This window comes from Streptomyces sp. NBC_00461, assembly GCF_036013935.1.
Classification (GTDB): domain Bacteria; phylum Actinomycetota; class Actinomycetes; order Streptomycetales; family Streptomycetaceae; genus Streptomyces.
On record NZ_CP107902.1, the window covers coordinates 3,036,389 to 3,060,056 of the forward strand.

The window sequence follows — 23,668 nt, forward strand, 5'->3', positions numbered from 1 at the left end:
TCCCGGGTCAGACGTTAATCGTCGCGGTGAGGCGGCGGTCCGTGATCGAGCGGCTCACCTGGATCTCGTACGAACCCTTCACAAGCGACCACGAGTCGGTCGCCTCGTCCCACACCTCGAAGGCGCGGCGCGGGAGTTCGACGACCGCTTCGGCGCTCTCGCCCGGGCCCGCCTCGACGGCCGCGAAGCCCGCGAGCCAGCGCGCAGGGCGGTCGGGGCCGGCCTCGCTCCGGGCCAGATAGACCTGGACGACCTCGCGGCCCGCGCGTTGACCGGAGTTGCGGACGCGGACCTTGGCGGTGGTGCCGTCGATCTCGACGGACTCGTACGTCCAGTCGGTGTAGCCGAGGCCGTGGCCGAAGGGGTACGAGGGGGTCCGGCCCGCCTTCTCCCAGGCGCGGTATCCGATGAAGAGGTCCTCGGTGTAAGGGAGTTCGCCGTCCTCCGGCACCACCTGGGTGACCGGGGCGTCGGCCAGGGAGCCCCAGGTGGTGGGCAGTCGGCCGCCCGGTTCGTACGCGCCCGTGAGGACGTCCGCGAGGGCCGCGCCGCCTTCCTGGCCGGGGAACCAGCTGAGCAGGACGGCGGCGACCTCGTCCCGCCACGGAAGCTCGACCGGGGAGCCGGAGTTGACGACGACGACGGTGTTCGGGTTGGCGGCGGCGACCGCGCGGACCAGTTCGTCCTGGCGGCCGGGCAGGTCGAGGTTCTTGCGGTCGAAGCCCTCCGACTCCACGCGCTCGGTGGTGGCGACCACGACGACGGCCGTGTCGGCGCCGCGGGCGGCCTCGACGGCTTCGGCGATCAGCTCGTCGGCGTCGCGCTGCGGCTCCTGGTGGGCGAGGGCGAAGGTGACGACCTTGAAAGGGGCATCCTCGGGGAGGTCGACGACGTGGGTGAGGGACACCTCGACCGGTTCGCCCGCGGTCAGTTCGGGCTGGGCGTGGGGCGCCGGTCCGCCGAAGAACGCGTCGAAGGGGTCGTCGGCGGGGCGCTGGATGTCGTCGTAGTGCGTCGTGCCGTCGACGGTGAGGGTGAAGGAGCCGGTGCCCTTGATGCCGAAGGTGTGCGTGCCGGCGGCGCTGGGGGTGAAGGTGCCGGTCAGCTCGATGGTGTGGAGGTTGGTGTGCGTGACCCCGTCGGGGAAGTCCGAATCCGTCCACTGGATCTGGCCGCCCGAAGCGCCGCGGGTGCCGATGACGGTGCAGTCCGCGTCCCGGCACACCGCGCGCAGCTCGAACCCCTTGTCGGCGACGGCGAGTTCGGTGTCGGGGTCGGCGCCGACGGCGTAGCTGAGGCGGCCTTCGGGGAGGGCGGCGGTGAGGCCGTCGAGCGGGGAGACGATCCGGGACGGGAAGACGGTGGCCGATCCGCCGCCCAGGACACGGGCCTCGCGGGCGGCGGCGCCGATGAGGGCGACCGTGCCCGGCTTCAGGGGCAGGGCGTTGTTCTCGTTCCGCACGAGGACGAAGGCGCGGCGGGCGATCTCACGGGCCAGCGCCTCGCCGTCGACGGTCCGGGGCGGCTCGGTCACGGCGGGCTCGGCGCTCTCCAGGGCGCCGACGCGGGCGGCGAGCCGCAGCACGTTGCGTACGGCCGTGTCGACCGTCGTCTCCTCGACCCTGCCGTCCCGCACCGCCTGGGCGAGTGGTGCGCCGTATACGGTCTGCGGGCCGGGCATGGCCACGTCGAGGCCGCCCTCGATGTCCGCGACCGTCGAACGGGCGGCCGTCCAGTCGGAGACGTTGTAGCCGTCGAAGCCCCACTCGCCGCGCAGGACCTCGTTGACCAGGTGGTGGTGCTCGGTCATCGTCGTGCCGTTGACCGTGTTGTAGGCGGTCATGATGCCCCAGGGACGGGCGTTCTCGACGATCATCTCGAAGGGGGCCAGGTACAGCTCGCGCAGGGCGCGTTCGCCGACCAGGTTGTTGACGGTGAGGCGGTCGGTCTCGGCGTCGTTGGCGACGAAGTGCTTGACGGTGGTGCCGACGCCGCCGGACTGGACGCCGCTCACATAGCCGGCGCCGATCGCGCCGGTCAGGTACGGGTCCTCGCTGTAGGCCTCGAAGTGACGCCCGCCCAGCGGCGAGCGGTGGAGGTTGACGGTCGGGGCGAGCAGCACGTGCACGCCCTTGCGGCGGGCCTCCTGGGCGAGCAGGACACCCGCGCGGCGGGCCAGCTCCGGGTCCCAGGTGGCGGCCAGCGCGGTCGGGGAGGGCAGGGCGATGGAGGGATCGTCGGCGCCCCATCGGACACCCCGCACCCCGATGGGCCCGTCGGACATCACGAGGGACCTCAGGCCGATCTCCGGCAGGGCGGGCAGGGACCAGACGTCCTGCCCGGACAGCAGCCGGGCCTTGGCGTCCAGGTCCAGCTTGCCGAGCGCCGCCTCCACGGCGGCCTCGCGCGCCTGGTCGGCCGGAGAGGTTCCAGGGGTTCCCGCCATCGGGTGCCTCCTCATCGGGTCGTGCCGCCACGGCGTCCATGCCGTTCATGCCGTCCACGGCGTCCGGGAACCCATCGTGCACCTGCTACCTGTAACGCGGTAGGTTTCGTTATCGGGCCGTAACATAACGGGGAGGGGGATGCCGTACGGTGACGCCATGAACGGCAGGGTCAGGAGCGAGGAGCGGCGCGCGGAGATCGTGCGGGCGGCGCTCGAAGTGATCGCGGAGCGCGGGTACCGGGGTGCGAGCCTGGCCGCGGTGGCGGAGCGCGTCGGCCTCACCCAGCAGGGGCTGCTGCACCACTTCCCGACGAAGGACGCGCTGCTCGTCGCGGTACTGAAGGACCGGGACCAGTGGGACGCGATGCCGGCAACCCAGTCGCGGATGGACCTGCTGGCCTCGCTCGTCGAGTACAACGCGATGCGGCCCGGCATCATCCAGACCTTCTCGGCTCTGCTGGGCGAGAGCGTCACGGAGGGGCATCCGGCGCGGGCGTACTTCACCGACCGCTATCGGCAGGTGCGGGAGAGCATGGCGGCGGTCCTGCGCACCGAGTACGGCGACCGCCTGCCGAACGGCCTGACCCCCGAGCGGACGGCCCCGCTCCTCGTCGCCGTGATGGACGGCCTGCAGTACCAGTGGCTGCTGGACCCGGAGTCGGTGGACATGCCGGGCGCGTTCCGGGACTTCGTCGCACTGCTCGGCGAAGAGGCCTGAACTCCCGAACTCCCCTGCTACTGGCGCCAGATGACGGCCAGCGTCTTGCTCCCCGCGCACACGGCGGCGAAGGCGATGGCCCAGGCCACGGCTCCGGCGACGATCAGCGCGGCCACGCCGGCCCCGAACCAGAGCAGTTCGAAGCAGACGCGGACCGCGCCACGCGTCTTGTACGACGCCTTCTGCGAGCCGAACAGAGCCCACAGCGCGATCAGCACGGCCGGGGCTCCGAGGCCCAGCAGCCAGGCGAGCGGCGTCGACACGCCCCGGGTGAATCCCCAGTAGCCCACGGCCGCGAGCGCGCCGAGTTCGATGAGGAACAGAACGCCCAGGTTGACTGCCTTGACTGCCTTCATGGGCGGCAGTATCGCCCGGAAGGGATCACTCCGGCACGGGCACCGCGGCGACGATCTCTATCTCGATCCGCGCCTCGGGCCTGAAGAGCCGCGAGACCTCGAAGGTCATGCTCGTCGGCGGGGTCCCGGTGAGGAACTCCCGTCGTACGGCACCGTATTCCGGCAGCTCGTCGAGGTCGGTCAGATACGAGCGGACGTTGATGACGTCGGCCAGGGTCGCGCCGTGGGCCCGCAGCAGGGCGTCGAGTCCCTCGAAGATGCCGCGCGTCTGCTCGGCGAGGGTGTCGCCCTCGGCGATCTGGCCGGAGACGAACAACAGGGCGCTGCCGTCGGGGTGTTCGACGCGGGCGACCTGGGAGTAGTAGGGGCTGGCGGGCTGCGGGGCGTCGGCCGGGCTGTCCAGGGTGACCTTCATGAACTCGACGCTAGGCGCGCCTCCGTGATGCGACAAGCGAATGTCTAGCATGGCTGCCATGCCGAAACAGCATCCCGGGCAGGCCGGGGGTCCCTCGTCTCCCGCGGTGGACGTGCCCGACGTCTCCACCGTCTGGCTGCGTGCGTTCCTGGCGGTCGCGCGGCACGGTTCGTTCACCGTGGCCGCGCGGAGGCTCGGGTGGACGCAGTCGGCGGTGTCACGGCAGATCTCCTCCCTGGAGGCCGCGCTGGGCGGGGCCCCGCTCTTCGACCGGCTGCCGCGCGGTGTACGGCTCACGGAGGCCGGCCGGGTGCTCGTCCCGTACGCGGAGAGCGTCGCGGAGACGCTGCACGGCGCCGCGCGCGAACTGACGGCGCTGCACCAAGTGGCCGGCGGGCGGCTGCGCTTCGGGGCGTTCCCCACGGCCGATGCGGCGCTGGTGCCGCACGCCCTGGCCGCGTTCCGCACCCGCCACCCCGGCGTCCGGCTCTCCCGCGAGGAGGGTCTGACGCCCCGGCTCCTGGACCGGCTGTCCTCGGGCCATCTCGATCTGGCGGTCGTCTCGACGACCGCCGGCGCGCCCCTGGAGTCGTACGACCTCCACCACCTCCTCGACGAGTCGCTGTACGTCGCCGTCCCCGCCGACCATCCGCTGGCCGTCCCGCGCGGCCCGGTGCGACTCGGTCAACTCGCCGACGCCGACTGGATCTCCGGCAGCTCCCGCCCCGAGGGCACCCTTCTGGACGCGGCCCTGCGCCAGGGTTTCCGCCCGCGTGTGGCGCACGTCGTGGGCGAGTGGACCGCCAAACAGGGGTACGTCGCCGCAGGCCTCGGAGTCGCTCTGGTCCCGGCCCTGGCCGCCGAGTCCGTGCGACCCGACATCGCGCTGCTGCCGGTACTGGACGAGAGCGCTCCGGCGCGGGCGGTGTACGCGGCGACGGCACGGGGCCGGTCACCGGCACCAGCTGCGGGGGCGTTCGTCCTGGCGCTCCGGGAGGCGGTCGCCCGCATCCCCGGTTAGGTGCGCGTCCTCGCGCCGAGGATGCGGGGGATGCACACCTGTCACACCGGCACCATGGCGTGGACCACTTCCGTCACGCGATACTGCGGGCGTCCCGCAGCACGCTTCCCCACAGCGACGGAAGGACCTGAACTGCCGTGAATTCCCTGCCTGTTCGTGTTCGGATCGGTGTTCTCGGACTTGCTCTGGCGGCAGGGCTGACCGCCCCCGCCACGGCGACCGCGAGTGCAAGCGCGACTGCGGCTGCGGCTGCGACGGCCGATGCGACCGCCTCCCCCACGGTCGAGGAACAGCGGCTCGACAAGGCCGTGCCGCGGGAGATCCTGGAGCGGTCCGGGTTCGATGCGGTGGCGCCGCGGCTGGCCCGGCGGTTGGACAAGGCGCACTCGTACGCGGCGGCTCGGCGGGTCCTCGTGCACGAGGGGTCGGCGCTGTGGCGGCGGGCCGTGGACCGGGCGCAGGGGCGCGGCCCTGCGGGTGGGGATCTGGCCCGGGACGACGACCGGCCGCTGTACTGGGCCCGGCTCGCGATGACGCGGGAAGTGCGTACCTGGGAGCCGGGGTTCAAACTGGCTCCGAAGCAACGGGCCGCGCTCATCGATGCGTTGGAGCGCACCTCTCGTGGACAGACCGACGTCCGCCACCCGCACGGCAGGAAGACCGGGCGCGTTCTGGTCACCGGCTTCGATCCGTTCACACTGGACCGGGACATCCGGATCTCCAACCCCTCCGGGGCCACCGCGCTCGCCCTCGACGGCACGGTGATCGAGACGGCGGACGGGCCGGCGCGGGTCGAGACCGTGGTGTTCCCGGTGCGCTGGCGGGACTTCGCCGAGGGCACGGTGGAGCGCACGCTGCGGCCGTATATGAAGCAGGTGGATCTGTTCACCACCGTGAGCCAGGGGCGGGTCGGGCGGTTCGACGTGGAGCGGACCAACGGGGCCTGGCGCGGCGGCTTCCCGGACAACGACAACGTCAGCAGGACGGAGACCGTCCCGGTCACCGATCCCGCCTCGCAGCCGCAGTGGACGTCGACGACCCTGCCGTACAAGGAGATCGTGGCCGCGAGGACAGGCCGGTTCCCGGTGTACGACCACACGGAGGTGACCGAGATACCGGCGGGCGGCACCGATCCGGTCGTACGGCCGAACGGACCGACCCCCGGTTCGACCGCGCGGGCCGGAGGCGGCGGCGACTACCTCTCCAACGAGATCGCCTACCGGGCGACGCTGCTGCGGGACCGGCTCGGGCTGCACGACACCGTGCCGGGCGGCCATGTGCACACGCCGGTCCTGCAGTTCGGGACCGGCAACACCGATCCCTCGACCGGGACGGTCACGGACCCGGAGTTCCTTCAGAACCGGCGGGACATCATCGAGCAGATGCGGGCGATCCTGCGGACGGCGATCGAGGCGGCCGCACCGCTCAGGAGGTGACGTCCTCGTCCTCGGACTCCTCCGCCTCCCCGTCGGCACGGTCCTCGTCGGTCTCCTCGCCCAGCAGGTCCCGCGCCAGCAGCGTCGCGCCCGCGACCGCGCCCGGCATCAGGAAGACGGCGACGAACGGGACCAGGAAGGCCAGGCCCAGGGGCGTGCCGAAGCCCCAGACCAGGGTCTTGCGGGAGCGCAGGAGGGCGAGGCGGGCGGGCAGGTCGACGCCGCGGCGCTGGAGGGCGACCGCGGCGAGTTCCTCGGTGAGGAAGAAGCCGGTGACGAAGAAGCCGATCACCGGGACGGCGGTCTGTCCGACGAACGGGATGAAGCCGAGGGCGAAGAGCAGGACGCCCCAGAGCACGGCGCGCACGACGATCCGGAGGCTGTCCCTGGCCGAGATCCACAACTCGCGCCACAGCGGCAGGCCGGACTCCGGCGCGGTGCCGTCCGGGGAGACGTCACGGTCGACCTTCTCGGAGAGGTTCTCGTAGAAGGGCTGCCCTATGAGCAGCGTGACCGCGGTGAAGGTGAGGACGGCGAGGAGGAGGGCGAGGGCGACGAGCACGGCGGTGAGGAAGCCACGGAAGAGACCCTGCCAGGGGCTCGTCCAGTCATCGGCGAAGGGGGTCGACCAGGCGACGAAGCCCTCGCCCCACAGGGCCAGCGCGATGAGTGCCGCCAGGTAGAGAACGAGGGTTATCAGCCCTGGTAGCAGCCCGAAGCCGTATTGCCTGCGGTGCCGGGCCGCCCAGCGTTGGCCCTTGAGCAGATAGGTAAAGCCCACCCCAAGATCGCGCATGGGGGAACTTTATCGGGCAGGGGGTGGGGCGCCTGTCCGGGCTGCGGGCTCACGGGGTCGAGACGGCGACCACGACTCCCCGCTCCGCCGTCGGCGCGACCGCCGCGGTCACCCGTACCGCCGCTGCCCTTGCCACGCGCCCCGCCCGGGAGGCCGCCGCCAGCAACAGGGGCTGGAGTTGCTCCAGGCCGGACACCAGGAGTTCCTCCCCGGCGATCAGTACCGGCCGGGCCGCCTTCGTAGTCGCCGCCGCTGCCTCCGTGAGGTCGGCCAGGGGTGGCAACGTCGCCCGGACGACCCCGGCTCCGGCGGCCGCGGCGCGTTCGGCGAGGGCGACCTGGAGTGGCATCAGCGGGGCCAGGGCCGCGGTCAACGCGTCGGCGACGCGCCGGAGTTCAGGCGAGGACTCGCGCAGTACGTCGGCCGCGGCGCGCAGCACCGGGGTCACCGCGAGCAGCACCCCCGCGGCCATGCCCGCCACCGCGGGCAGCAGCGGGGACGTCGTCTCGACCAGGTCACCGAGGGCGTCAGCGAACTCCTCGACGGCCGGCTCGACCGCGTCCAGCACGGGCAGCAGGCTGTCACCGAGCGCCGTCAGCAGCGCCTGCGCCGGCTCGCTCACCGGGTGCACGGCAAGCGGCGCCCCGCTCGTCCCGAGGCGGGTCAGTGTGTCGACGATCCGGTAGAAGGCCTCCTGCGCCTGCGGCGACGCACTCGCCTCGGCCAGTTCCGCGGTGGTCTCGCGCAGCACGCGCAGCACCTCGGCACCCGAACCGTCCCGTGGGTCGAAGGTGTTGATCGCGATTCTGGTGATGTTCCCGGCCGTGTCCAGCAGCTGGCCGGTGATGTCGGTCGTGTTGCGGGCCATGCTCAGCATGTCGTCCCTGCTGGGGAGCGAGGGGATCGTAGCCATGGACTCTCCTCGGCCTGGGGCCCGGGTCGGGCGGTTCGGCTGCGGCGGTCGTCCTCAGCATGCCCCCATCCGGCGACGTGTGATGCGCCATCCGGGGTATCCGCGACGCGAACTCCCTCTTGTTGCTGTTGAGTCGAACAGGCACATCTCGCCGTACCGATCTCAGGAAGCTCCGGAGGGCCCGGACCACGCGAAGGGGGAATTCGCCCAGGTCGGGCGGGCGTTGATCACCATGGCACACGCGAGCAGAGGCTGAGACCGAGGAGACCGGATGACGCGAGAGATCCACGGCACCGTCGCGGACGGGTTCGAGGCGGTGCGTGAGGAGTTCGCCGCGTTGGTGGCGGGGGAACTGGCCGACTACGAGGGACAGTTGTGCGCGTACGTGCACGGCCGGAGGGTCGTCGACCTGTGGGCCGGTGACGGCAACGACGCCGAGTCGCTGTACGGGGTCTTCTCGTCGACCAAGGGCGCCGCGCACCTGGTCGTCGCGCTCCTCGTGCAGGACGGCACGCTCGAACTGGACCGCAAAGTGACCTACTACTGGCCGGAGTTCGGGGTCGAGGGCAAGGCGGCGCTGACGCTGCGGGACCTGCTCGCGCACCGCGCCGGGCTGGTCGGGCTCGACGCCGGGTTCACCAGGGGCGAGCTGGCCGACGACCGTGTGATCGCCGAACGGCTCGCCGACCAGCGGCCGTTCTGGCGTCCGGGCACGGCCTTCGGCTACCACGCGCTCGTCATCGGCGCGCTCACCGGTGAGGTGGTACGCCGGGCCACCGGCCACACCCTCCAGGAGGTGTACGAGGAGCGGGTACGGGTGCCGTACGGGCTGGACTTCTTCCTGGGGCTGCCCGAGGCGCTGGAGCCCCGCTTCCGGTCGGTGCAGCCGATGGCTCCGACGCCGAGGCAGCAGGCCGCGCTGGACGCGACGCCGAGGGGCCCGCACACGCTCGCCTCGATCGCGCTCAACACGCATGTGCCCGAGCCGGGGGACCTGATGGACTACGCCAACTCCCGCACCGTGCGCGCCAAGGGCCCGGCGTCGGCGGGCGGGGTGGCCGCCGCGCGCGGCCTGGCCGGGATGTACGCGGCGGCGATCAGCGAGGTGGCCGGGCGGCCGCCCCTGCTGAAGCCGGACACCGTCGCCGAGGTCGGCCAGGTCCACTCCGTCGGCTACGACCTGGTGGCCCGCATGCACAGTGCCTTCGGCCTCGGCTTCCAGGCGACGGCGGATGCCTGGCATCCGTTCCTGGGCGCGGGCGCGTTCGGTCACAGCGGTGCGGCCGGCTCACAGGCGTTCGCGGACCCTCGCAGTGGACTGGCCTACGGCTACACCCGCCGCCGTTGCGCCTTCCCGGGCGGCGCGGCCCCGGAGAACGCACGGCTGGTGAGGGCCGTGCACACGGCGGCGCTGGCCGTCTGAGCACCGGACCGGCCGACGTACCGCTCGAAGAACGACAAGAGGCCGCACCCCACGTCCAAGGGTGCGGCCTCTCGCGTACGCAACGAGCGCGTCAGACAAGCGTCACGGTGATGTTGCCGCGGGTCGCCTTCGAGTACGGGCAGACCTGGTGGGCCTTCTTCAGGAGGCCCTTCGCGGTCTCCGTGTCGACGTTCGGGATCTCGGCGGAGATTTCGACGATGATGCCGAAGCCGTCGTCGTTCTTGCCGAGGCCGACCTTCGCGGTGACCGTCGCACCGGTGATGTCGGCCTTCTCCTGGCGGGCGACGACGCCCAGCGCGCCCTGGAAGCAGGCGCTGTAACCGGCCGCGAACAGCTGCTCCGGGTTGGTGCCGGCGCCGTTGCCGCCCAATTCCTTGGGCGGGTTGACGACGACGTCGAGCTTGCCGTCGTCGGTGGCGACCCGGCCGTCGCGACCGTTGTGTGCGGTGGCGACGGCCGTGTACAGGACGTCGGTCTGCTGGATGCCGGTCTGCTGGATGGACATGCGGTTGTCTTCCTCCTCGGTCCGCCGCGACTCGCGCCCACGATCGACGGCGGTTTCGGAAAGAAGTTATCGCATACCGGAAAGCCGGCGACAGACCTGGAGTCGTCAGAGCTTGACGATCATCTTCCCGGTGTTGTCACCGCGCAGGACGCCGAGGAAGGCCTCCAGGTTGTTCTCGATGCCCTCGGCGACGGTCTCGCGGTACTTGAGCTGCCCCGAGGCGACCCAGGGGCCGACCTCCCGCACGAACTCGGGCTGCAGGTCGTAGTGGTCGCCGACGAGAACGCCCTCGACGCGGAGGCGGTTCTGCAGGATCTTGACCATGTTGCGCGGGCCGACGGCCGGCTCGGTCGAGTTGTACTGCGAGATCATGCCGCAGATCACGGCCCGCCCCTTGAGGTTGAGCGCGCCGATCGCGGCCTCCAGGTGCTCGCCGCCGACGTTGTCGAAGTAGACGTCGATGCCGTCGGGGGCGGCCTCCTTGAGCTGCTCCCAGACCGGGCCGTTCTTGTAGTTGAAGGCGGCGTCGAAGCCGTACTCCTCGATGAGGACCTTGACCTTCTCGTCGGAGCCGGCGGAGCCGATGACCCGCGAGGCACCCTTGAGCCTGGCGATCTGGCCGACCTGGCTGCCGACGGCACCCGCGGCGCCGGACACGAAGACGGCGTCGCCCTCCTTGAACGCGCCGACCCGCAGCAGACCCGCGTACGCCGTCAGGCCGGTCATGCCGAGGACGCCGAGGTACGTGCTCAGCGGCGCGGCCTCCGGGTCGACCTTGACGGCGGTTTTCGCGTCCACGACCGCGTACTCGCGCCAGCCGAGGAAGTGCAGGAGGTGGTCGCCGACGGCTACGCCCTCGGCGTTGGAGGCGATGACCTCGCCGACCGCGCCGCCCTGCATGACCTTGCCGAGCTCGAAGGGCGCGACGTACGACTTCGCGTCACTCATGCGGCCGCGCATGTACGGGTCGACGGAGAGGTACTGGTTGCGGACCAGCACCTGCCCCTCGCCCGGCGTCCCGACCTCGGTCTCGACCAGGGCGAAGTCCTCTGGCTTCGGCCAGCCGACGGGACGGCTGAGCAGGTGCCATTCGCGGTTGATCATGACGAGAGCCTTTCAGGCGTGTGTGGGCAATGCTTCAGATGCGAATACTTCAGCACCTGAAACAACCATGCTCCTGAATATTTCAGCTTGTCAAGTAACGGGGTACGCTGATCCCATGGCCACACCACCGAAGACCCCTCGTCCCGATGAACTGACCCTGGAGGTCGTCGAGCTCATCGGTGACATCGTGGCCCGCTATCACGAGGACTACGAGGACGCCGCGGCCGAGCACTCGCTGACCGGCGCCCAGGCCCGTCTGCTGAGTCTGCTCTCCCTGGAACCGCTGCCCATGCGCAAACTGGCCCAGAAACTCAGGTGCGAGCCGTCCAATGTGACCGGCATCGTCGACCGCCTGGAGTCCCGTGGCCTGGTGGAACGCCGCTCCGACCCGGCCGACCGGCGCGTGAAGCTGGCGGCGGCTACGCAGGAGGGCCGACGGGTGGCCAAGGACCTGCGCGAGTCCCTGCGCTTCGCGCGCGAACCGCTGGCGGGGCTCGGCAAGGAGGAACGGATGGCACTGAGGGGCTTGCTGCGGCGGATGCTGCAGCAGACCGAGGACTGAGGCCGACAGGATCCGGCATACGAGAGGTCCGGCGCACGGGACGTGTGCGCCGGACCTCTTCGAACAGGGAGCGTTCCGGGCGGCTCAGCTCCTCTTGCGGGTCGTCATGTCTTCTTGCGGCCCGTCATGACGCGCTGGACCAGGATGAACGCGCACAGCAGCACGCCGGTGGCGATCTTCGTCCACCAGGAGCTGAGCGTGCCCTCGAACTGGATGATGCTCTTGATCAGGCCCAGCACCAGCACTCCGAACAGGGTGCCCACCACATAGCCGGAACCGCCCGTCAGCAGCGTGCCGCCGATGACGACCGCGGCGATTGCGTCGAGTTCCATGCCGGTCGCGTGCAGCGGGTCACCGGACTGGATGTAGAGGGTGAACAGCAGACCGGCGAGCGCCGAGCAGAAGCCGCTCACCGTGTACACGGCGATCGTCGTGCCGCCCTGCGGGAGACCCATCAGCAGGGCCGACTGACCGTTGCCGCCGATGGCGTACACGCGCCGCCCGAAGCGGGTGTAGTGCAGGACGTAGAACGCCACGGCGAGGACGACCAGCGAGACGATCGCGCCGATCGACAGGAACCCCATCCCCAGCGACACCTGCGTCTGGGCCATGCTGCTGACCGCGGAGTCACTGATGGAGATCGACTCCTTGCTGATGACCAGGCACAGGCCGCGGAAGAGGAAGAGACCGGCGAGGGTCACGATGAAGGGCTGGATCTCGAAGTTGTGGATGACGTAGCCCATCAGGAAGCCACCGAACGCGCCCACGACCAGCGCCATGGGGATCACGAGCAGCAGCGGCACCCCCTGACGCTCCACCAGCCAGGCCGTGAACATGGTCGTGAAGCCGATCACCGAGCCGACGGACAGGTCGATGCCGCCGGACAGGATGACGAAGGTGACACCGACCGCGGCCACCAGCAGATAGCTGTTGTCGATGAACAGGTTCAGGAAGACCTGCGGTTCGGCGAACCCGTAGTACTGGTACCGGCCCAGGCCCACCCCGTACATCACGAGGAAGAGCAGGGCCGTCGCCGCGACGGGCAGACGCCGGTCGCCCAGCAGACGCTGGGCCTTGGACGGGGTACGGCTGTCCGCAGCCGTGGGGCTCTGGGTGGTCGCGCTCATCACGACACCTCCATCTTCGGAGCGGCGTCGGTCTCCGCGGCGGTGTCCGCCGAAGCCACGGCCGTCTTGGCGCCACTCTTCGCGCCGAACCGGGCGCCGAACTTGGCACCGAAGACCTTGGCGCGGAACTTCGGGGACTGGAGCAGGCAGACGACGATGACGACGGCGGCCTTGAAGACCAGGTTGGTCTGGGTCGGCACACCGATGGTGTAGATCGTGGTCGTCAGGGTCTGGATGACGAGGGCGCCGACCACCGTGCCGCCGATGGAGAACCGGCCGCCCAGCAGTGAGGTGCCGCCGATCACCACCGCGAGGATCGCGTCGAGTTCGATCCACAGACCGGCGTTGTTGCCGTCCGCGGCCGAGGTGTTGGAGCTGATCATCAGGCCCGCGATGGCGGCGCACAGCGCGCAGAACACGTACACCATGATCTTGATGCGCCGGGACCTGATCCCCACGAGGCGGCTGGCCTCGGCATTGCCGCCGACCGCCTCGATCAGCAGCCCGAGCGCCGTGCGGCGGGTCAGCGCCACGGTGACGGCCACGACCACGGCCACCACGAAGATGGAGAACGGCAGCGTCAGCCAGTAGCCGCCGCCGATCAGCTCGTACGGCTTGCTTTCGATGGTGATGATCTGGCCGTCGGTGATCAGCTGGGCGACACCGCGTCCGGCGACCATGATGATCAGCGTGGCGATGATCGGCTGGATGCCCATCCTGGCGACCAGGAAGCCGTTCCACAGGCCGCAGACGACCGCGGCCAGCAGGCCCAGGCCCATGGCGAGCAGCACCCCGGACAGGGCGCCCTGGTCGGCCTGGTGGCTGATGTAGGAGCAGGCGAGTGCCCCGGTGATGGCGACCACGGCACCGACGGAGAGGTCGATGCCGCCGGTGGCGATGACCACGGTCATGCCGACCGCCACCAGGATGAGGGGCGATCCGAACAGCACGATCGAGACGAGGCTGCCGTAGAGATGGCCGTCCGTCATCTTGACCGAGAAGAAGTCAGGGGTGAAGGGCACGTTGACGAGCAGCAGGAAGACAAGGACCGCGACCGGCCAGAACAGGTGGTGGTGTGTCAGTGCTCGCCATCGGGAAGTGGTGCTCACTGGTGTTCTCCGCTCGCGATGGTCTCCATGATCCGGCTGCTGGTGATCTCCGGGCCGTTGGCGAGCTGCGCCACCAGCCGGCGGTCGCGCAGCACTCCGATGGTGTGACTGAGCCGGAGTACCTCCTCCAGCTCGGCCGCGATGTACAGCACGGACATGCCGTCCTCGGAGAGGGAGACCACGAGTTTCTGGATCTCCGTCTTGGCACCGACGTCGATGCCGCGCGTCGGCTCGTCCAGGATCAGCAGCTTCGGCTGGGTGATCAGCCACCGGGCCAGCAGCACCTTCTGCTGGTTGCCGCCGCTGAGCTGGCCGGCCCTGGCCTCGGGGTTGGCGGGCCGGATGTCCAGCGCCTTGATGTACTTGGCGACGAGTTCGTCGCGCTGGGATACCGGGATGGGCCGCGTCCAGCCGCGTGAGGCCTGCAGGGCCAGGATGATGTTCTCCCGCACCGTCAGGTCGGGCACCAGGCCCTCGGTCTTGCGGTTCTCGGAGCAGAAGGCCACGCCGGCGTCGATCGCGGCGTTCGGGGCGCTCATCGAGACCTGCTTGCCACCGATGGACACCTTGCCGCTGTCCGGCTGGTCGGCGCCGAAGAGCAGCCGGGCGAGTTCGGTCCGGCCCGATCCCAGCAGGCCGGCGAGTCCGAGCACCTCGCCCTTCTTGATCTCCAGGTCGAAGGGGGCGATGCCGCCGCTCCTGCCGAGGCCGTCCGCCTTCAGCAGCGTCTCGCCGACGTCCGAGTGCAGCTGCTGGTCGTGCAGCTCCTCCAGCTGGTCCAGGGCCTTGCCGATCATCAGCTGGATCAGCCCGACCTGGTCGAGGTCGCTGACCATGTGCTCGCCGACGAGCGTGCCGTTGCGCAGGACGGTCATCCGGTCGCAGATCTCGTAGATCTGGTCGAGGAAGTGCGAGACGAACAGGATCGCCACGCCCTCGTCCTTGAGCCGCCGCATCAGGCGGAACAGCTCGTGGACCTCGTCACGGTCGAGGCTGGACGTCGGCTCGTCCAGGACCAGCACCTTGGTGCCCGATCCCTGGCCGTCGCTGTCGCCGGTGCCCACCGACCGCACGATCGCGACCAGTTGCTGCACGGCCAACGGGTACGAGGACAGGGGCGCGGTCACGTCGATGTCGAGGCCGAGCCGGTCCACCAGCTCCGCCGCCTCCTTGCGCATCCGCTTCCACTGGATACGGCCCATGCGGGTCGGCTCGCGTCCGATGAAGATGTTCTCCGCCACCGACAGGTTGGGGCAGAGGTTCACCTCCTGGTAGACGGTGCTGATGCCGGCCTGCTGCGCCTGCAGCGGGCTGCCGAACAGCACGGACTTGCCGTCCAGGGTGATCGTGCCGCCGTCCAGGGAGTACACCCCCGTCAGCACCTTGATGAGAGTGGACTTCCCGGCTCCGTTCTCGCCCATCAGGGCGTGGATCTCGCCGGGGAAGAGCCGGAAGTCGACGCCCGACAGAGCCCGTACCCCCGGAAACTCCTTCACTATGCCCGTCATCTCCAGGACGGGCCGCGGCTCTGCCATGGCAGTGCTCCTCGTGGGATTCGTTTCCCCCGCAGGGAGCCCCGGGACCGAGGGCTCGGTCGTCCGGAGGCTCCCTGGCGGTGGGTGTGGTCGGTCAGTACTTGCGGTTCGGGAGCTCGGCCTTCGCCTGGTCCTGCGTGAAGTCGCCCTCCTTGGTCTTGATCCAGCGCTCGACCTTCTGGCCGTCGTGGACCTTCTTCACGACCTCCATCAGCTGGGGGCCGAGCAGCGGGTTGCACTCGACGATGCCGTTGATCTTGCCCTGGGACATGGCGACGAAGCCGTCGTGGACGCCGTCGACCGAGACGATCAGGATGTCCTTGCCGGGCTTCTTGCCGGCTGCCTCGATCGACTGGATGGCGCCGATGGCCATGTCGTCGTTGTGCGCGAAGAGCACGTTGATGTCCTTGTGGGACTGCAGCAGGGCCGCCATGACCTGCTTGCCGCCGGCGCGGGTGAAGTCGCCGCTCTGGCTGGCGACGATCTTCCAGTCGTCCTTGTGCTCGGCCGCCATGACCTCCTTGAAGCCCTTGCCGCGCTCGATCGCGGGGGCGGCTCCGGTGGTGCCCTCCAGCTGGGCGATCTTCACCGGGCCCTTGAGGCCGGCCTTGGCTATGACCTTCTCCAGCATCCGGGCCGCGCGCCGGCCCTCGTCGGTGAAGTCGGAGCCGACGAGCGTGACGTACAGCGAGTCGTCGGAGGTCTCCACCGAGCGGTCGGTGAGGACCACCGGGATCTTCGCGGCCTTGGCCTCCTTGAGCACCGCGTCCCAGCCGGTGACGACCACCGGCGAGAAGGCGATGACGTCCACCTTCTGCGCGATGTAGTTGCGGATCGCGGAGATCTGGTTCTCCTGCTTCTGCTGGGCGTCGGAGAACTTGAGGGTGTAACCCGCCTCCTTGGCCGCGGACTTCACGGAGGTGGTGTTGGCGGCGCGCCAGCCGCTCTCCGCGCCGACCTGGGAGAAGCCGAGCGTGATCGCCTTGCTGCCGCCCCCGGAGCCGGAGGAGCCGCTGTCGTCCTTCTTGGCACAGGCGGCCAGTCCACCCGCGGCTGCCACGCCGACCGCCGCGGTGAGGAAGTTCCTTCTGTTGAGCATGTTCTTCTCCTTTGAAGAGCCGGCCCGGGGATGGACCGCTGGTACTTCTGGGACCGGCCGCACTACGTCCAGCCTGTCGATCATTGTTCGGTATTTCGGCCACACGGAACCACATGTGTGGCTGGTCGGTTCGTCAGAGAGGTACGCCCTCCGGTTGGACGGCGTACGGGAAAGTACTGGCTCGGACGACGAGTTGGGGTTCGATGGCGATCCTGCGCGCGGTGGCGTGCGGCCGGCCCTCGATCAGCTCCAGGAGCATCGCGATGCCGCGCCTTCCCACCGTCGAGAAGTCCTGCCGGACGGTGGTGAGGGGAGGAGCGAAGAACTCCGACTCCGGGATGTCGTCGAAGCCCACCACCGCCACGTCCTGGGGAGTGCGCACCCCGGCCTCCCGCAGCGCCCGCAACGCCCCCAGCGCCATCTGGTCGTTGGCGACGAAGACGGCGGTCAGCCCCCGGCCCACCCAGCCGGCCAGTTCCTGGCCGGCGCGGTAACCCGACAGCGGACTCCAGTCCCCGCGCAGCATCATGGGTGGCTCGACCCCCGCCGCTTCGAGGGTCGCCCGCCAGCCGGCCGCCCGGTCGGCCGCCTCCTGCCAGTCCTCGGGCCCGGCGAGGTGCCAGACGTTACGGTGACCCGCGGCAAGCAGGTGGCCGGTGGCCAGCCGGGCTCCGAGGTGCTGGTCCACGCTGACGCTGGGAATCTCCACGCCCGGCCCGCTGCCCACCACCACCACCGGGAAGGGGCAGCGCAGTTCGGTCAGCGCGCCCACCGCGGACCGCTGCGGGGCGATCGCGACCACTCCCTCCACCCCGCCCTCACTGAGGTGGTCCAGGGCCTCGGACAGCGTCTCCTTGGTCAGTTTGCGCAGAGTGACCGTCGAGACGAGATACCCCTCGGCCCGCGCCGCCTCCTCCAGCGCGAACAAGGTACTGGCCGGTCCGTAGAGGGTGGTGTCGGAGGCCACCACCCCCAATGTCCGGGTGCGCCGGGTCACCAGGGCCCGTGCGGAGGAGTTGCGGCGGTAGCCCGTCTCCTCGATCACACGCAGCACCCTGGCCCGTGTCTCGTCCCGCACATTGGGGTGGTCACCCAGCACGCGGGACACGGTCTGGTGGGACACGCCCGCCAGGCGTGCCACGTCGGCCATGGTGGGCGGCCGAAGCTGCTCGTGGGTCACGGCCGCACCTCCTTGGCGCTCGTCTGCCGGCAAGGCCTGCGTTGTGGGCGGAGGGCCCCGCCCCGGCGGCTTCGCACAGGTCTCCGGGAAGGCCCAACAGCACTGGCGGGAATGGGGAGTCGGGACACTGCGGGCACGACGCTCGTATCTCCCACGCTGACGCTGGACGCTGACCGGTGAATGCGAAGGTCATTGTGAGCGCTAACAAATCACGCCGGTCAAGAGGGCTGCAGGCGTAAGGCCGTCACGGTTGAATAACGCGGCCGGAAGGACTTGGCCGAGCGGTTCGCTCAGCAGTACCTCAACCACGGTCACACCAGCGGAAGTTGGCGTCCGGTCAGCGCTACGAGCACCACCACAGGAATCGCTTGCACGTTTCCGACGGCTGCGGGGACGGGTCGGAGGTCGTCGGGTCGGAGGTCGGGGTCGAGCCCGAGGCGGGCGGGGGCGTCGAGTCGGCGGAGCCGGGGGGAGCCGCTGATCGGGTTGCCTTGCCGGTCGGGGTCGCGTCGTCCTCGCCGTCGGCGGACTTGGACGCCGACGGCGAGGCGGAGGCGGGCGGGGACGTCGAGGACTTGCTGTCGGGGATCCCCGTCCCGTCGCCCAAGGGCCGTGCGGACTCGCTCGGCTCCGCCGTCGAGCGGTCGACCTCGGACTCGCCCCCGGCCGCGGACGGGTCGTGGGACGAGAACCCCGGCGCGTCCACACCGAGTTCGGCCAGGCTCAGACCACCCGCCGCCAGGACGAAACCCGCGGCGACGAGCAGCGTGCGCTTGCGGCGTCGGCGATGGAGCGCGGCCTTGCGGTCGCGACGGCTCGCATCCGTCGCGCCGCCCGCGGTGGCGGGACTCCGTCGACCGCCCCGGCCCTGCTCGCGACGGCGCGCGGCGCGACCGTGCGGCTCGTCGCCCTCGTCCTCACGACCGTCGCCGTCGTCGGCATGCCCATCGGGAGCCACGGGGACATCATGATCGGCGAGAGCAACGGTTTCGTCGTACGGCTCCGGCTCGTAGGCATCCCGGTACGCACGTAGCTGCTCGACGTGTGTCCCGCACCCCGGACAGGCGAGGGCGCCGTTGAGGTGCCGTTGGCACGGGTGGCAGTAGTCCATGACGCGGGAAGGTTAAGTTCCCTCACGGTCACGTTCCTAGCCACGGCCGTGAAGGTTGTGTGACGGACCGGCCATATCGGCACGACCGACGGAGTGAGATGGCACACATCACGGAGTGGCGACTTTCGCAAGAGGCGTGGAACCTGCCGAAACCGTTACCCGTTACACCCATTGACACCCCCCTCACGCGGTACTTACTGTCTGCCCAGCATTTCGAACGTGTGACGAAATCTCGAACAGCCGAAGGGTAACTTCCGTGCGCATCACCGGAATCAGCACGCATGTGGTCGGTACGCCGTGGCGCAACCTGACCTACGTCCTGGTGCACACCGACGAAGGCATCACGGGTGTCGGCGAGACCCGCATGCTGGGCCACACCGACGCGCTGGTCGGATACCTGAGGGAGGCCGAGCAGAACCACATTCTCGGGTCCGACCCGTTCGCCGTCGAGGACCTGACCCGCCGCATGAAGTACGGCGACTACGGCCGCGCCGGCGAGATCGTGATGTCCGGCATCGCCGTCGTGGAGATGGCCTGTTGGGACATCAAGGGTAAGGCCCTCGGTGTGCCCGTGTGGCAGCTGCTCGGCGGCAAGGTCACCGACAAGGTCAAGGCCTACGCCAACGGGTGGTACACGACCGAGCGGACGCCCGAGGCGTACCACAAGGCCGCTCAGGGCGTCATGGAACGCGGCTACAAGGCGCTGAAGATCGACCCCTTCGGCACGGGGCACTTCGAGCTCGACCATGAGCAGACCCTGTACGCGGTCTCCCTGATCGAGGCCGTCCGGGACGCCATCGGCCCCGACACCGAGCTGATGCTGGAGATGCACGGCCGCTTCTCCCCCGCCACCGCCGTCCGGCTGGCCAAGGAGCTCGCACCCTTCAAGCCCGCCTGGCTGGAGGAGCCGGTTCCGCCGGAGAACCTGAAGGCGCTGGAGAAGGTCGCCGCGAAGGTGGACATGCCGCTGGCCACGGGTGAGCGCATCCACGACCGGATCGAGTTCCGGGAGCTCTTCGAGAGCCAGGCCGTCGACATCATCCAGCCGGACGTCGGCCACATCGGCGGCATCTGGGAGACGCGCAAGCTCGCCGCGACCGCCGAGACCCACTACATGCTGGTCGCCCCGCACAACGTGGGTGGGCCCGTGCTCACTGCCGCCTCGCTCCAGGTCGGCTTCACCGCCCCGAACTTCAAGATCCTTGAGCACTTCAACGACTTCGCGGACGCCGAGATCAAGAAGGTGGTCAAGGGCGCGCCGCAGGTGAACCCGGAGGACGGCTGCTTCCACATCTCCGACGCGCCCGGCCTGGGCGTGGAGCTGGACGTGGACGCCGCTGCCGAGTTCCCCCAGCAGCGGGCGCACTTCGACCTGTGGGCCGAGGGCTGGGAGAAGCGGAACCCGAAGGACGCCCAGTGAGCTCCGCGGCCGTCGTCGTCGACGCCCCGGGCGCCTTCCACCTGGCCGAGCACACACCTCGGGACCCCGGTCCGGGCGAGGCTCTGGTGCGGGTGCACGCGAGCGGGATCTGCGGCAGCGACCGGGAGGTGTTCCAGGGCAACCGGCCCGAGGGATACGTGCGCTACCCGCTCACGCCCGGCCACGAGTGGTCCGGAACGGTGGAGCGGGTCGGCGCCGGGGTCACCGAGTCGCTGGTCGGCCGCAAGGTGGTCGGCGAAGGCTTCCGGAACTGCCAGGTGTGCGACCGCTGCCACGCGGGTGAGACCACACTGTGCAGCGCCGGGTACGAGGAGACCGGGTTCACCCAGCCGGGCGCGATGGCGCCCACGCTGACCCTCCCGGCGAGGTTGCTGCACGTGCTGTCCGACGACGCCGACCTGACGGCGGCGGCCCTGCTGGAGCCGGCCGCCTGCATCGCGGCCGCTGCTCTCAAGGCGAACGCGCAGCCGGGCGAGAAGGTCGCCGTGGTCGGCACCGGCACCCTCGGAATGTTCGCGGTGCAGTTCCTCAAGGCCGTCTCGCCGGTGGAGCTGCTGGTCGTCGGCACCCGCCGGGACCGCGAGGCGCTGTCGCGGCAGTACGGCGCGACCGACTTCCGTACGAAGGACGAGCCGCTCCCGGACGACTTCGACGTCGTCATCGAGACCGCCGGGTCCGCCGACGCCGCGCGGACCTCCGCCGCCCTGCTGCGGCGTGGCGGGCGCCTGGTCCTCACCGGGATCCCGGCGCCCGGCGCGAACGGGCTCGACCCCACGGATCTCGTCGTACGGCAGCTGGAGGTGCACTCGGTCTTCGGAGCGCCGCCGGACGCGTGGGCTCACACCGTGCGGGTGTTCGGGGCCGGGTTGCTCGACCCGCTGCCGCTGGTCACACACGAGCTGCCGCTCGCGGAGTTCCCGCAGGCCATCGAGCTCGTCGGCTCCGGCGATCCGAAGGTCGGCAAGGTCCTCCTTCGCCCCTAGCCGTACGCCGGTACGGGGACGACATGACGGCCTCCGTACCGGCGTACACCCAAGTCCCGCACGACTTGAGCCGCGAACTTCGTCCGAAATATCGAACACTAAGGACTCCTTGTGACCGACGCTTCCGCCCCGGCAGCCCGTCGACCCGGCGAACAGGCGCTCGCCGCCCTGGGTCTGGGCGCGCCCGACCTCTCCCCCGCCGACGCCTCACCCCACACCTTCCCGGGTGGCGGCCGCTGGCGCACCGAGATCCCCTCGTGCGAGGGCCCCGAAGCGCTGGCCGTCGTCCTGAAGGAGGCCTCGCGGCTCGATGTGCCGATCCACCGGATCAGCCAGGGCAGCGGCGTGTGGATGCTGACCGACGCCGAGATCACCGAGATGGTCGAGGCGACCGGCGAACGTGACATCGAACTCTGCCTGTTCACCGGCCCACGCGGCACCTGGGACATCGGCGCTTCCACGCGCACCGACTCACGGGGGGCCGGTCTGCGCGCCCGCGGGCACGACGCCGTCGCCGGGTGCGTCGAGGACGCCGTCCGCGCGACGGAGTTGGGCGTCCAGTGCCTCCTCGTCGCCGACGAGGGCGTGCTGTGGACGCTGCACCGCGCACGCGCCGCCGGGATCATCCCGGCCGACACCACCCTGAAGGTCTCGGCGCTGATCGGTCCGGTCAACCCGGCCGCGTACGCGGTGTACGAGCAGTTGGGCGGCGACTCCATCAACGTGCCCAGCGATCTGACGCTGGACCACCTCACCGAGATCCGCCGGGTCTCCGCCGCCCCCATGGACATGTACATCGAGGCCCCCGACGACCTGGGCGGATATGTCCGGATGTACGAGGTCGCCGAGCTGATCCGGCGCGGCGCACCGCTGTACCTGAAGTTCGGGCTCTCCAAGGCTCCCGGCATCTACCCCTACGGGCACCACATGCGGGACCTGACGCTGTCCACCGCCCGCGAGAGAGTGCGGCGCGGCCGGCTGGCCCTCGATCTGCTCGCGCGGCACGGAGCCGACGGCGACATGGCCCCCCTCGGTTCACGGCTGCCGGGGACTCTCAAGAGATTCAACAAGTCCGCATAACGTTCGAACAACGCCCCTTCACAAAAGAAGACGGGCGCAAACAGAATCCCTCACATCTCTCGGTCCCGTCCGCACCGCCCCAAAAGCGTCCTTGCACAGTCAGACCGAGCCTGCCCACACACATCAAGGATGATGATCATGCGCACTCGCAGAGCCGCACTCGCCTCCATCGCCGGAGCCGCCTGCCTCGCCCTCACCCTGTCCGCCTGCGGACAGAGCGGTGAAGGCGGCAGCAAGCAGGACAAGGGCAGCGCCAAGGGCGGCACCATCGGTATCGCGATGCCCACCAAGTCCTCCGAGCGCTGGATCGCCGACGGCAAGAACGTCGTCAAGGACCTGCAGGCCAAGGGCTACAAGACCAAGCTGGTCTACGGCGAGGACGACCCCGACCAGCAGGTCTCGCAGATCGAGAACCTGATCACGCAGGGCGTCAAGGGCCTGATCGTCGCGGCCATCGACAACAAGTCGCTGAACAACGTGCTGCAGCAGGCCGCGGACGCCAAGATCCCGGTGATCGCCTACGACCGTCTGATCCTCGGCACGAAGAACGTCGACTACTACGCGTCCTTCGACAACGAGAAGGTCGGTCAGCTGCAGGCCAACTACATCGTCCAGAAGCTGGGCCTGGACAAGGGCAAGGGCCCGTTCAACATCGAGCTGTTCGCCGGCTCCAACGACGACAACAACACCAAGTACTTCTTCAACGGCGCGATGAGCGTGCTGCAGCCGTACATCGACAAGAAGAAGCTCGTCGTCAAGTCCGGCCAGACCAAGCTCACCCAGGTCACCACCCTGCGCTGGGACGGCGCCACCGCGCAGAAGCGCATGGAGGACATCCTCACCTCCACGTACAGCAGCGCCAAGGTGGACGCGGTCCTGTCCCCCTACGACGGCATCTCCATCGGCATCCTCGCCGCCCTGAAGTCGGACGGTTACGGCTCCGGCAGCAAGGCCATCCCGGTCATCACCGGCCAGGACGCCGAGCTCGCCTCGGTGAAGTCGATCATCGCGGGCCAGCAGACGCAGACCGTCTACAAGGACACCCGCAAGCTCGCCGATGTCGCCGCGGGCATGGTCGACGACGTCCTCAAGGGCAAGAAGCCTCAGGTCAACGACACCAAGACATACGACAACGGCACCAAGGTCGTCCCCGCCTACCTGCTGCAGCCGGTGAGCGTCGACAAGACGAACTACACCAAGGAACTGGTCGACACGGGCTACTACACGGCCGGCGAGCTGAAGTAGTCCCTCAGCCGGTGAACACGGCGACCATTCCTACGGATTGAA

General features: G+C 69.8%; 22 protein-coding genes. 9 read left to right on the forward strand and 13 right to left on the reverse strand.

The genetic code is table 11. The features are described 5' to 3' along the window. Positions 1–7: 7 nt before the first annotated feature. Entirely contained in the window at positions 8–2,446 is a 2,439-nt protein-coding gene (locus OG870_RS14320) for a beta-glucosidase family protein (RefSeq protein WP_266840589.1), read from the reverse strand. 139 nt (positions 2,447–2,585) lie between these two features. Here OG870_RS14320 and OG870_RS14325 point away from each other — a divergent pair, with 139 nt between their 5' ends. Continuing rightward, entirely contained in the window at positions 2,586–3,164 is a 579-nt protein-coding gene (locus OG870_RS14325; RefSeq protein ID WP_266840587.1) for a TetR/AcrR family transcriptional regulator, read from the forward strand. Between the two features lie 17 nt (positions 3,165–3,181). Here the strand turns inward: OG870_RS14325 and OG870_RS14330 are convergent, their stop codons facing one another. Both OG870_RS14330 and OG870_RS14335 read right to left on the reverse strand, forming a co-directional pair. Continuing rightward, positions 3,182–3,520, reverse strand: a complete 339-nt coding sequence (locus OG870_RS14330) for a YrdB family protein (protein ID WP_266513638.1) — start codon at positions 3,518–3,520, stop codon at positions 3,182–3,184. A gap of 25 nt (positions 3,521–3,545) precedes the next feature. Continuing rightward, positions 3,546–3,935 carry a RidA family protein gene (locus tag OG870_RS14335; protein ID WP_266513641.1) on the reverse strand — a complete coding sequence of 130 codons (390 nt, stop codon included), beginning with the start codon at positions 3,933–3,935 and terminating at the stop codon, positions 3,546–3,548. Between the two features lie 49 nt (positions 3,936–3,984). On the opposite strand from OG870_RS14335, the gene OG870_RS14340 reads away from it, so the two are divergent. Together OG870_RS14340 and OG870_RS14345 are read left to right on the forward strand one after the other, a co-directional pair. Further along, entirely contained in the window at positions 3,985–4,956 is a 972-nt protein-coding gene (locus OG870_RS14340) for a LysR family transcriptional regulator (RefSeq protein WP_405624176.1), read from the forward strand. Positions 4,957–5,093: 137 nt separating this feature from the next. Then, positions 5,094–6,392 (forward strand): pyroglutamyl-peptidase I family protein, encoded by a 1,299-nt coding sequence (locus OG870_RS14345; RefSeq protein WP_327690942.1) that lies wholly within the window; start codon positions 5,094–5,096, stop codon positions 6,390–6,392. Here OG870_RS14345 and OG870_RS14350 read toward each other — a convergent pair. Together OG870_RS14350 and OG870_RS14355 are read right to left on the reverse strand one after the other, a co-directional pair. Beyond that, positions 6,382–7,188 carry an EI24 domain-containing protein gene (locus tag OG870_RS14350; protein ID WP_327690943.1) on the reverse strand — a complete coding sequence of 269 codons (807 nt, stop codon included), beginning with the start codon at positions 7,186–7,188 and terminating at the stop codon, positions 6,382–6,384. The genes OG870_RS14345 and OG870_RS14350 overlap by 11 nt on opposite strands. A 49-nt stretch (positions 7,189–7,237) precedes the next feature. After that, on the reverse strand, positions 7,238–8,101 hold the full coding sequence (locus tag OG870_RS14355; RefSeq protein ID WP_266840580.1) for a hypothetical protein: 864 nt from the start codon (positions 8,099–8,101) through the stop codon (positions 7,238–7,240). Positions 8,102–8,372: 271 nt separating this feature from the next. Between OG870_RS14355 and OG870_RS14360 the strand changes: the two genes are divergently transcribed. After that, on the forward strand, positions 8,373–9,524 hold the full coding sequence (locus tag OG870_RS14360; protein ID WP_266513654.1) for a serine hydrolase domain-containing protein: 1,152 nt from the start codon (positions 8,373–8,375) through the stop codon (positions 9,522–9,524). Positions 9,525–9,615: 91 nt separating this feature from the next. On the opposite strand, the gene OG870_RS14365 is transcribed toward OG870_RS14360, so the two are convergent. Both OG870_RS14365 and OG870_RS14370 read right to left on the reverse strand, forming a co-directional pair. Then, positions 9,616–10,050 (reverse strand): organic hydroperoxide resistance protein, encoded by a 435-nt coding sequence (locus OG870_RS14365; RefSeq protein WP_266513657.1) that lies wholly within the window; start codon positions 10,048–10,050, stop codon positions 9,616–9,618. A 105-nt stretch (positions 10,051–10,155) separates the two neighbouring features. Next, the gene (locus tag OG870_RS14370) at positions 10,156–11,154 is read right to left on the reverse strand and encodes an NADP-dependent oxidoreductase (protein WP_266584947.1); all 999 of its coding nucleotides are present in this window, start codon (positions 11,152–11,154) and stop codon (positions 10,156–10,158) included. Between the two features lie 115 nt (positions 11,155–11,269). On the opposite strand from OG870_RS14370, the gene OG870_RS14375 reads away from it, so the two are divergent. Next, positions 11,270–11,716: a MarR family winged helix-turn-helix transcriptional regulator gene (locus OG870_RS14375; protein WP_266513660.1), complete on the forward strand. Its 447-nt coding sequence runs from the start codon at positions 11,270–11,272 to the stop codon at positions 11,714–11,716. Positions 11,717–11,820: 104 nt separating this feature from the next. Here the strand turns inward: OG870_RS14375 and yjfF are convergent, their stop codons facing one another. The 6 genes from yjfF to OG870_RS14405 all read right to left on the reverse strand — a co-directional run bounded on the left by yjfF (position 11,821) and on the right by OG870_RS14405 (position 18,877). Continuing rightward, a complete protein-coding gene (gene yjfF / locus OG870_RS14380) occupies positions 11,821–12,843 on the reverse strand; it encodes a galactofuranose ABC transporter, permease protein YjfF (RefSeq protein ID WP_266584946.1) in 1,023 nt (340 codons plus the stop codon). Beyond that, positions 12,843–13,952 (reverse strand): ABC transporter permease, encoded by a 1,110-nt coding sequence (locus OG870_RS14385; RefSeq protein WP_266513665.1) that lies wholly within the window; start codon positions 13,950–13,952, stop codon positions 12,843–12,845. Before OG870_RS14385 ends, yjfF begins: the two co-directional genes overlap by 1 nt. Next, positions 13,949–15,487, reverse strand: a complete 1,539-nt coding sequence (locus tag OG870_RS14390) for a sugar ABC transporter ATP-binding protein (protein ID WP_266584944.1) — start codon at positions 15,485–15,487, stop codon at positions 13,949–13,951. Before OG870_RS14390 ends, OG870_RS14385 begins: the two co-directional genes overlap by 4 nt. Before the next feature lie 94 nt (positions 15,488–15,581). Further along, positions 15,582–16,586: an ABC transporter substrate-binding protein gene (locus tag OG870_RS14395; RefSeq protein WP_266513670.1), complete on the reverse strand. Its 1,005-nt coding sequence runs from the start codon at positions 16,584–16,586 to the stop codon at positions 15,582–15,584. A gap of 133 nt (positions 16,587–16,719) precedes the next feature. Next, positions 16,720–17,766 (reverse strand): LacI family DNA-binding transcriptional regulator, encoded by a 1,047-nt coding sequence (locus OG870_RS14400; RefSeq protein WP_266584942.1) that lies wholly within the window; start codon positions 17,764–17,766, stop codon positions 16,720–16,722. Between the two features lie 343 nt (positions 17,767–18,109). Then, positions 18,110–18,877 carry an SCO2400 family protein gene (locus OG870_RS14405; RefSeq protein ID WP_266513674.1) on the reverse strand — a complete coding sequence of 256 codons (768 nt, stop codon included), beginning with the start codon at positions 18,875–18,877 and terminating at the stop codon, positions 18,110–18,112. Between the two features lie 256 nt (positions 18,878–19,133). Between OG870_RS14405 and OG870_RS14410 the strand changes: the two genes are divergently transcribed. The 4 genes from OG870_RS14410 to chvE all read left to right on the forward strand — a co-directional run bounded on the left by OG870_RS14410 (position 19,134) and on the right by chvE (position 23,626). Then, a complete protein-coding gene (locus OG870_RS14410) occupies positions 19,134–20,297 on the forward strand; it encodes a mandelate racemase/muconate lactonizing enzyme family protein (RefSeq protein ID WP_266513677.1) in 1,164 nt (387 codons plus the stop codon). Further along, entirely contained in the window at positions 20,294–21,301 is a 1,008-nt protein-coding gene (locus OG870_RS14415; protein WP_405624185.1) for a zinc-dependent alcohol dehydrogenase, read from the forward strand. The genes OG870_RS14410 and OG870_RS14415 overlap by 4 nt, the downstream gene beginning before the upstream one ends. Before the next feature lie 111 nt (positions 21,302–21,412). After that, positions 21,413–22,381 carry a hypothetical protein gene (locus OG870_RS14420; RefSeq protein WP_266513680.1) on the forward strand — a complete coding sequence of 323 codons (969 nt, stop codon included), beginning with the start codon at positions 21,413–21,415 and terminating at the stop codon, positions 22,379–22,381. A 138-nt stretch (positions 22,382–22,519) separates the two neighbouring features. Continuing rightward, on the forward strand, positions 22,520–23,626 hold the full coding sequence (gene chvE, locus OG870_RS14425) for a multiple monosaccharide ABC transporter substrate-binding protein (RefSeq protein ID WP_266513683.1): 1,107 nt from the start codon (positions 22,520–22,522) through the stop codon (positions 23,624–23,626). Positions 23,627–23,668 lie beyond the last annotated feature (42 nt).

Coding starts and splice junctions, on each gene's coding strand:
- OG870_RS14355 (WP_266840580.1), bottom strand. CDS start 8,101: ATGGCTACGATCCCCTCGCTCCCCAGCAGGGACGACATGCTGAGCATG.
- OG870_RS14330 (WP_266513638.1), bottom strand. CDS start 3,520: ATGAAGGCAGTCAAGGCAGTCAACCTGGGCGTTCTGTTCCTCATCGAA.
- OG870_RS14375 (WP_266513660.1), top strand. CDS start 11,270: ATGGCCACACCACCGAAGACCCCTCGTCCCGATGAACTGACCCTGGAG.
- OG870_RS14350 (WP_327690943.1), bottom strand. CDS start 7,188: ATGCGCGATCTTGGGGTGGGCTTTACCTATCTGCTCAAGGGCCAACGC.
- OG870_RS14340 (WP_405624176.1), top strand. CDS start 3,985: ATGGCTGCCATGCCGAAACAGCATCCCGGGCAGGCCGGGGGTCCCTCG.
- OG870_RS14390 (WP_266584944.1), bottom strand. CDS start 15,487: ATGGCAGAGCCGCGGCCCGTCCTGGAGATGACGGGCATAGTGAAGGAG.
- OG870_RS14320 (WP_266840589.1), bottom strand. CDS start 2,446: ATGGCGGGAACCCCTGGAACCTCTCCGGCCGACCAGGCGCGCGAGGCC.
- OG870_RS14370 (WP_266584947.1), bottom strand. CDS start 11,154: ATGATCAACCGCGAATGGCACCTGCTCAGCCGTCCCGTCGGCTGGCCG.
- OG870_RS14360 (WP_266513654.1), top strand. CDS start 8,373: ATGACGCGAGAGATCCACGGCACCGTCGCGGACGGGTTCGAGGCGGTG.
- OG870_RS14325 (WP_266840587.1), top strand. CDS start 2,586: ATGCCGTACGGTGACGCCATGAACGGCAGGGTCAGGAGCGAGGAGCGG.
- OG870_RS14405 (WP_266513674.1), bottom strand. CDS start 18,877: ATGGACTACTGCCACCCGTGCCAACGGCACCTCAACGGCGCCCTCGCC.
- OG870_RS14365 (WP_266513657.1), bottom strand. CDS start 10,050: ATGTCCATCCAGCAGACCGGCATCCAGCAGACCGACGTCCTGTACACG.
- yjfF (WP_266584946.1), bottom strand. CDS start 12,843: ATGAGCGCGACCACCCAGAGCCCCACGGCTGCGGACAGCCGTACCCCG.
- OG870_RS14335 (WP_266513641.1), bottom strand. CDS start 3,935: ATGAAGGTCACCCTGGACAGCCCGGCCGACGCCCCGCAGCCCGCCAGC.
- OG870_RS14395 (WP_266513670.1), bottom strand. CDS start 16,586: ATGCTCAACAGAAGGAACTTCCTCACCGCGGCGGTCGGCGTGGCAGCC.
- chvE (WP_266513683.1), top strand. CDS start 22,520: ATGCGCACTCGCAGAGCCGCACTCGCCTCCATCGCCGGAGCCGCCTGC.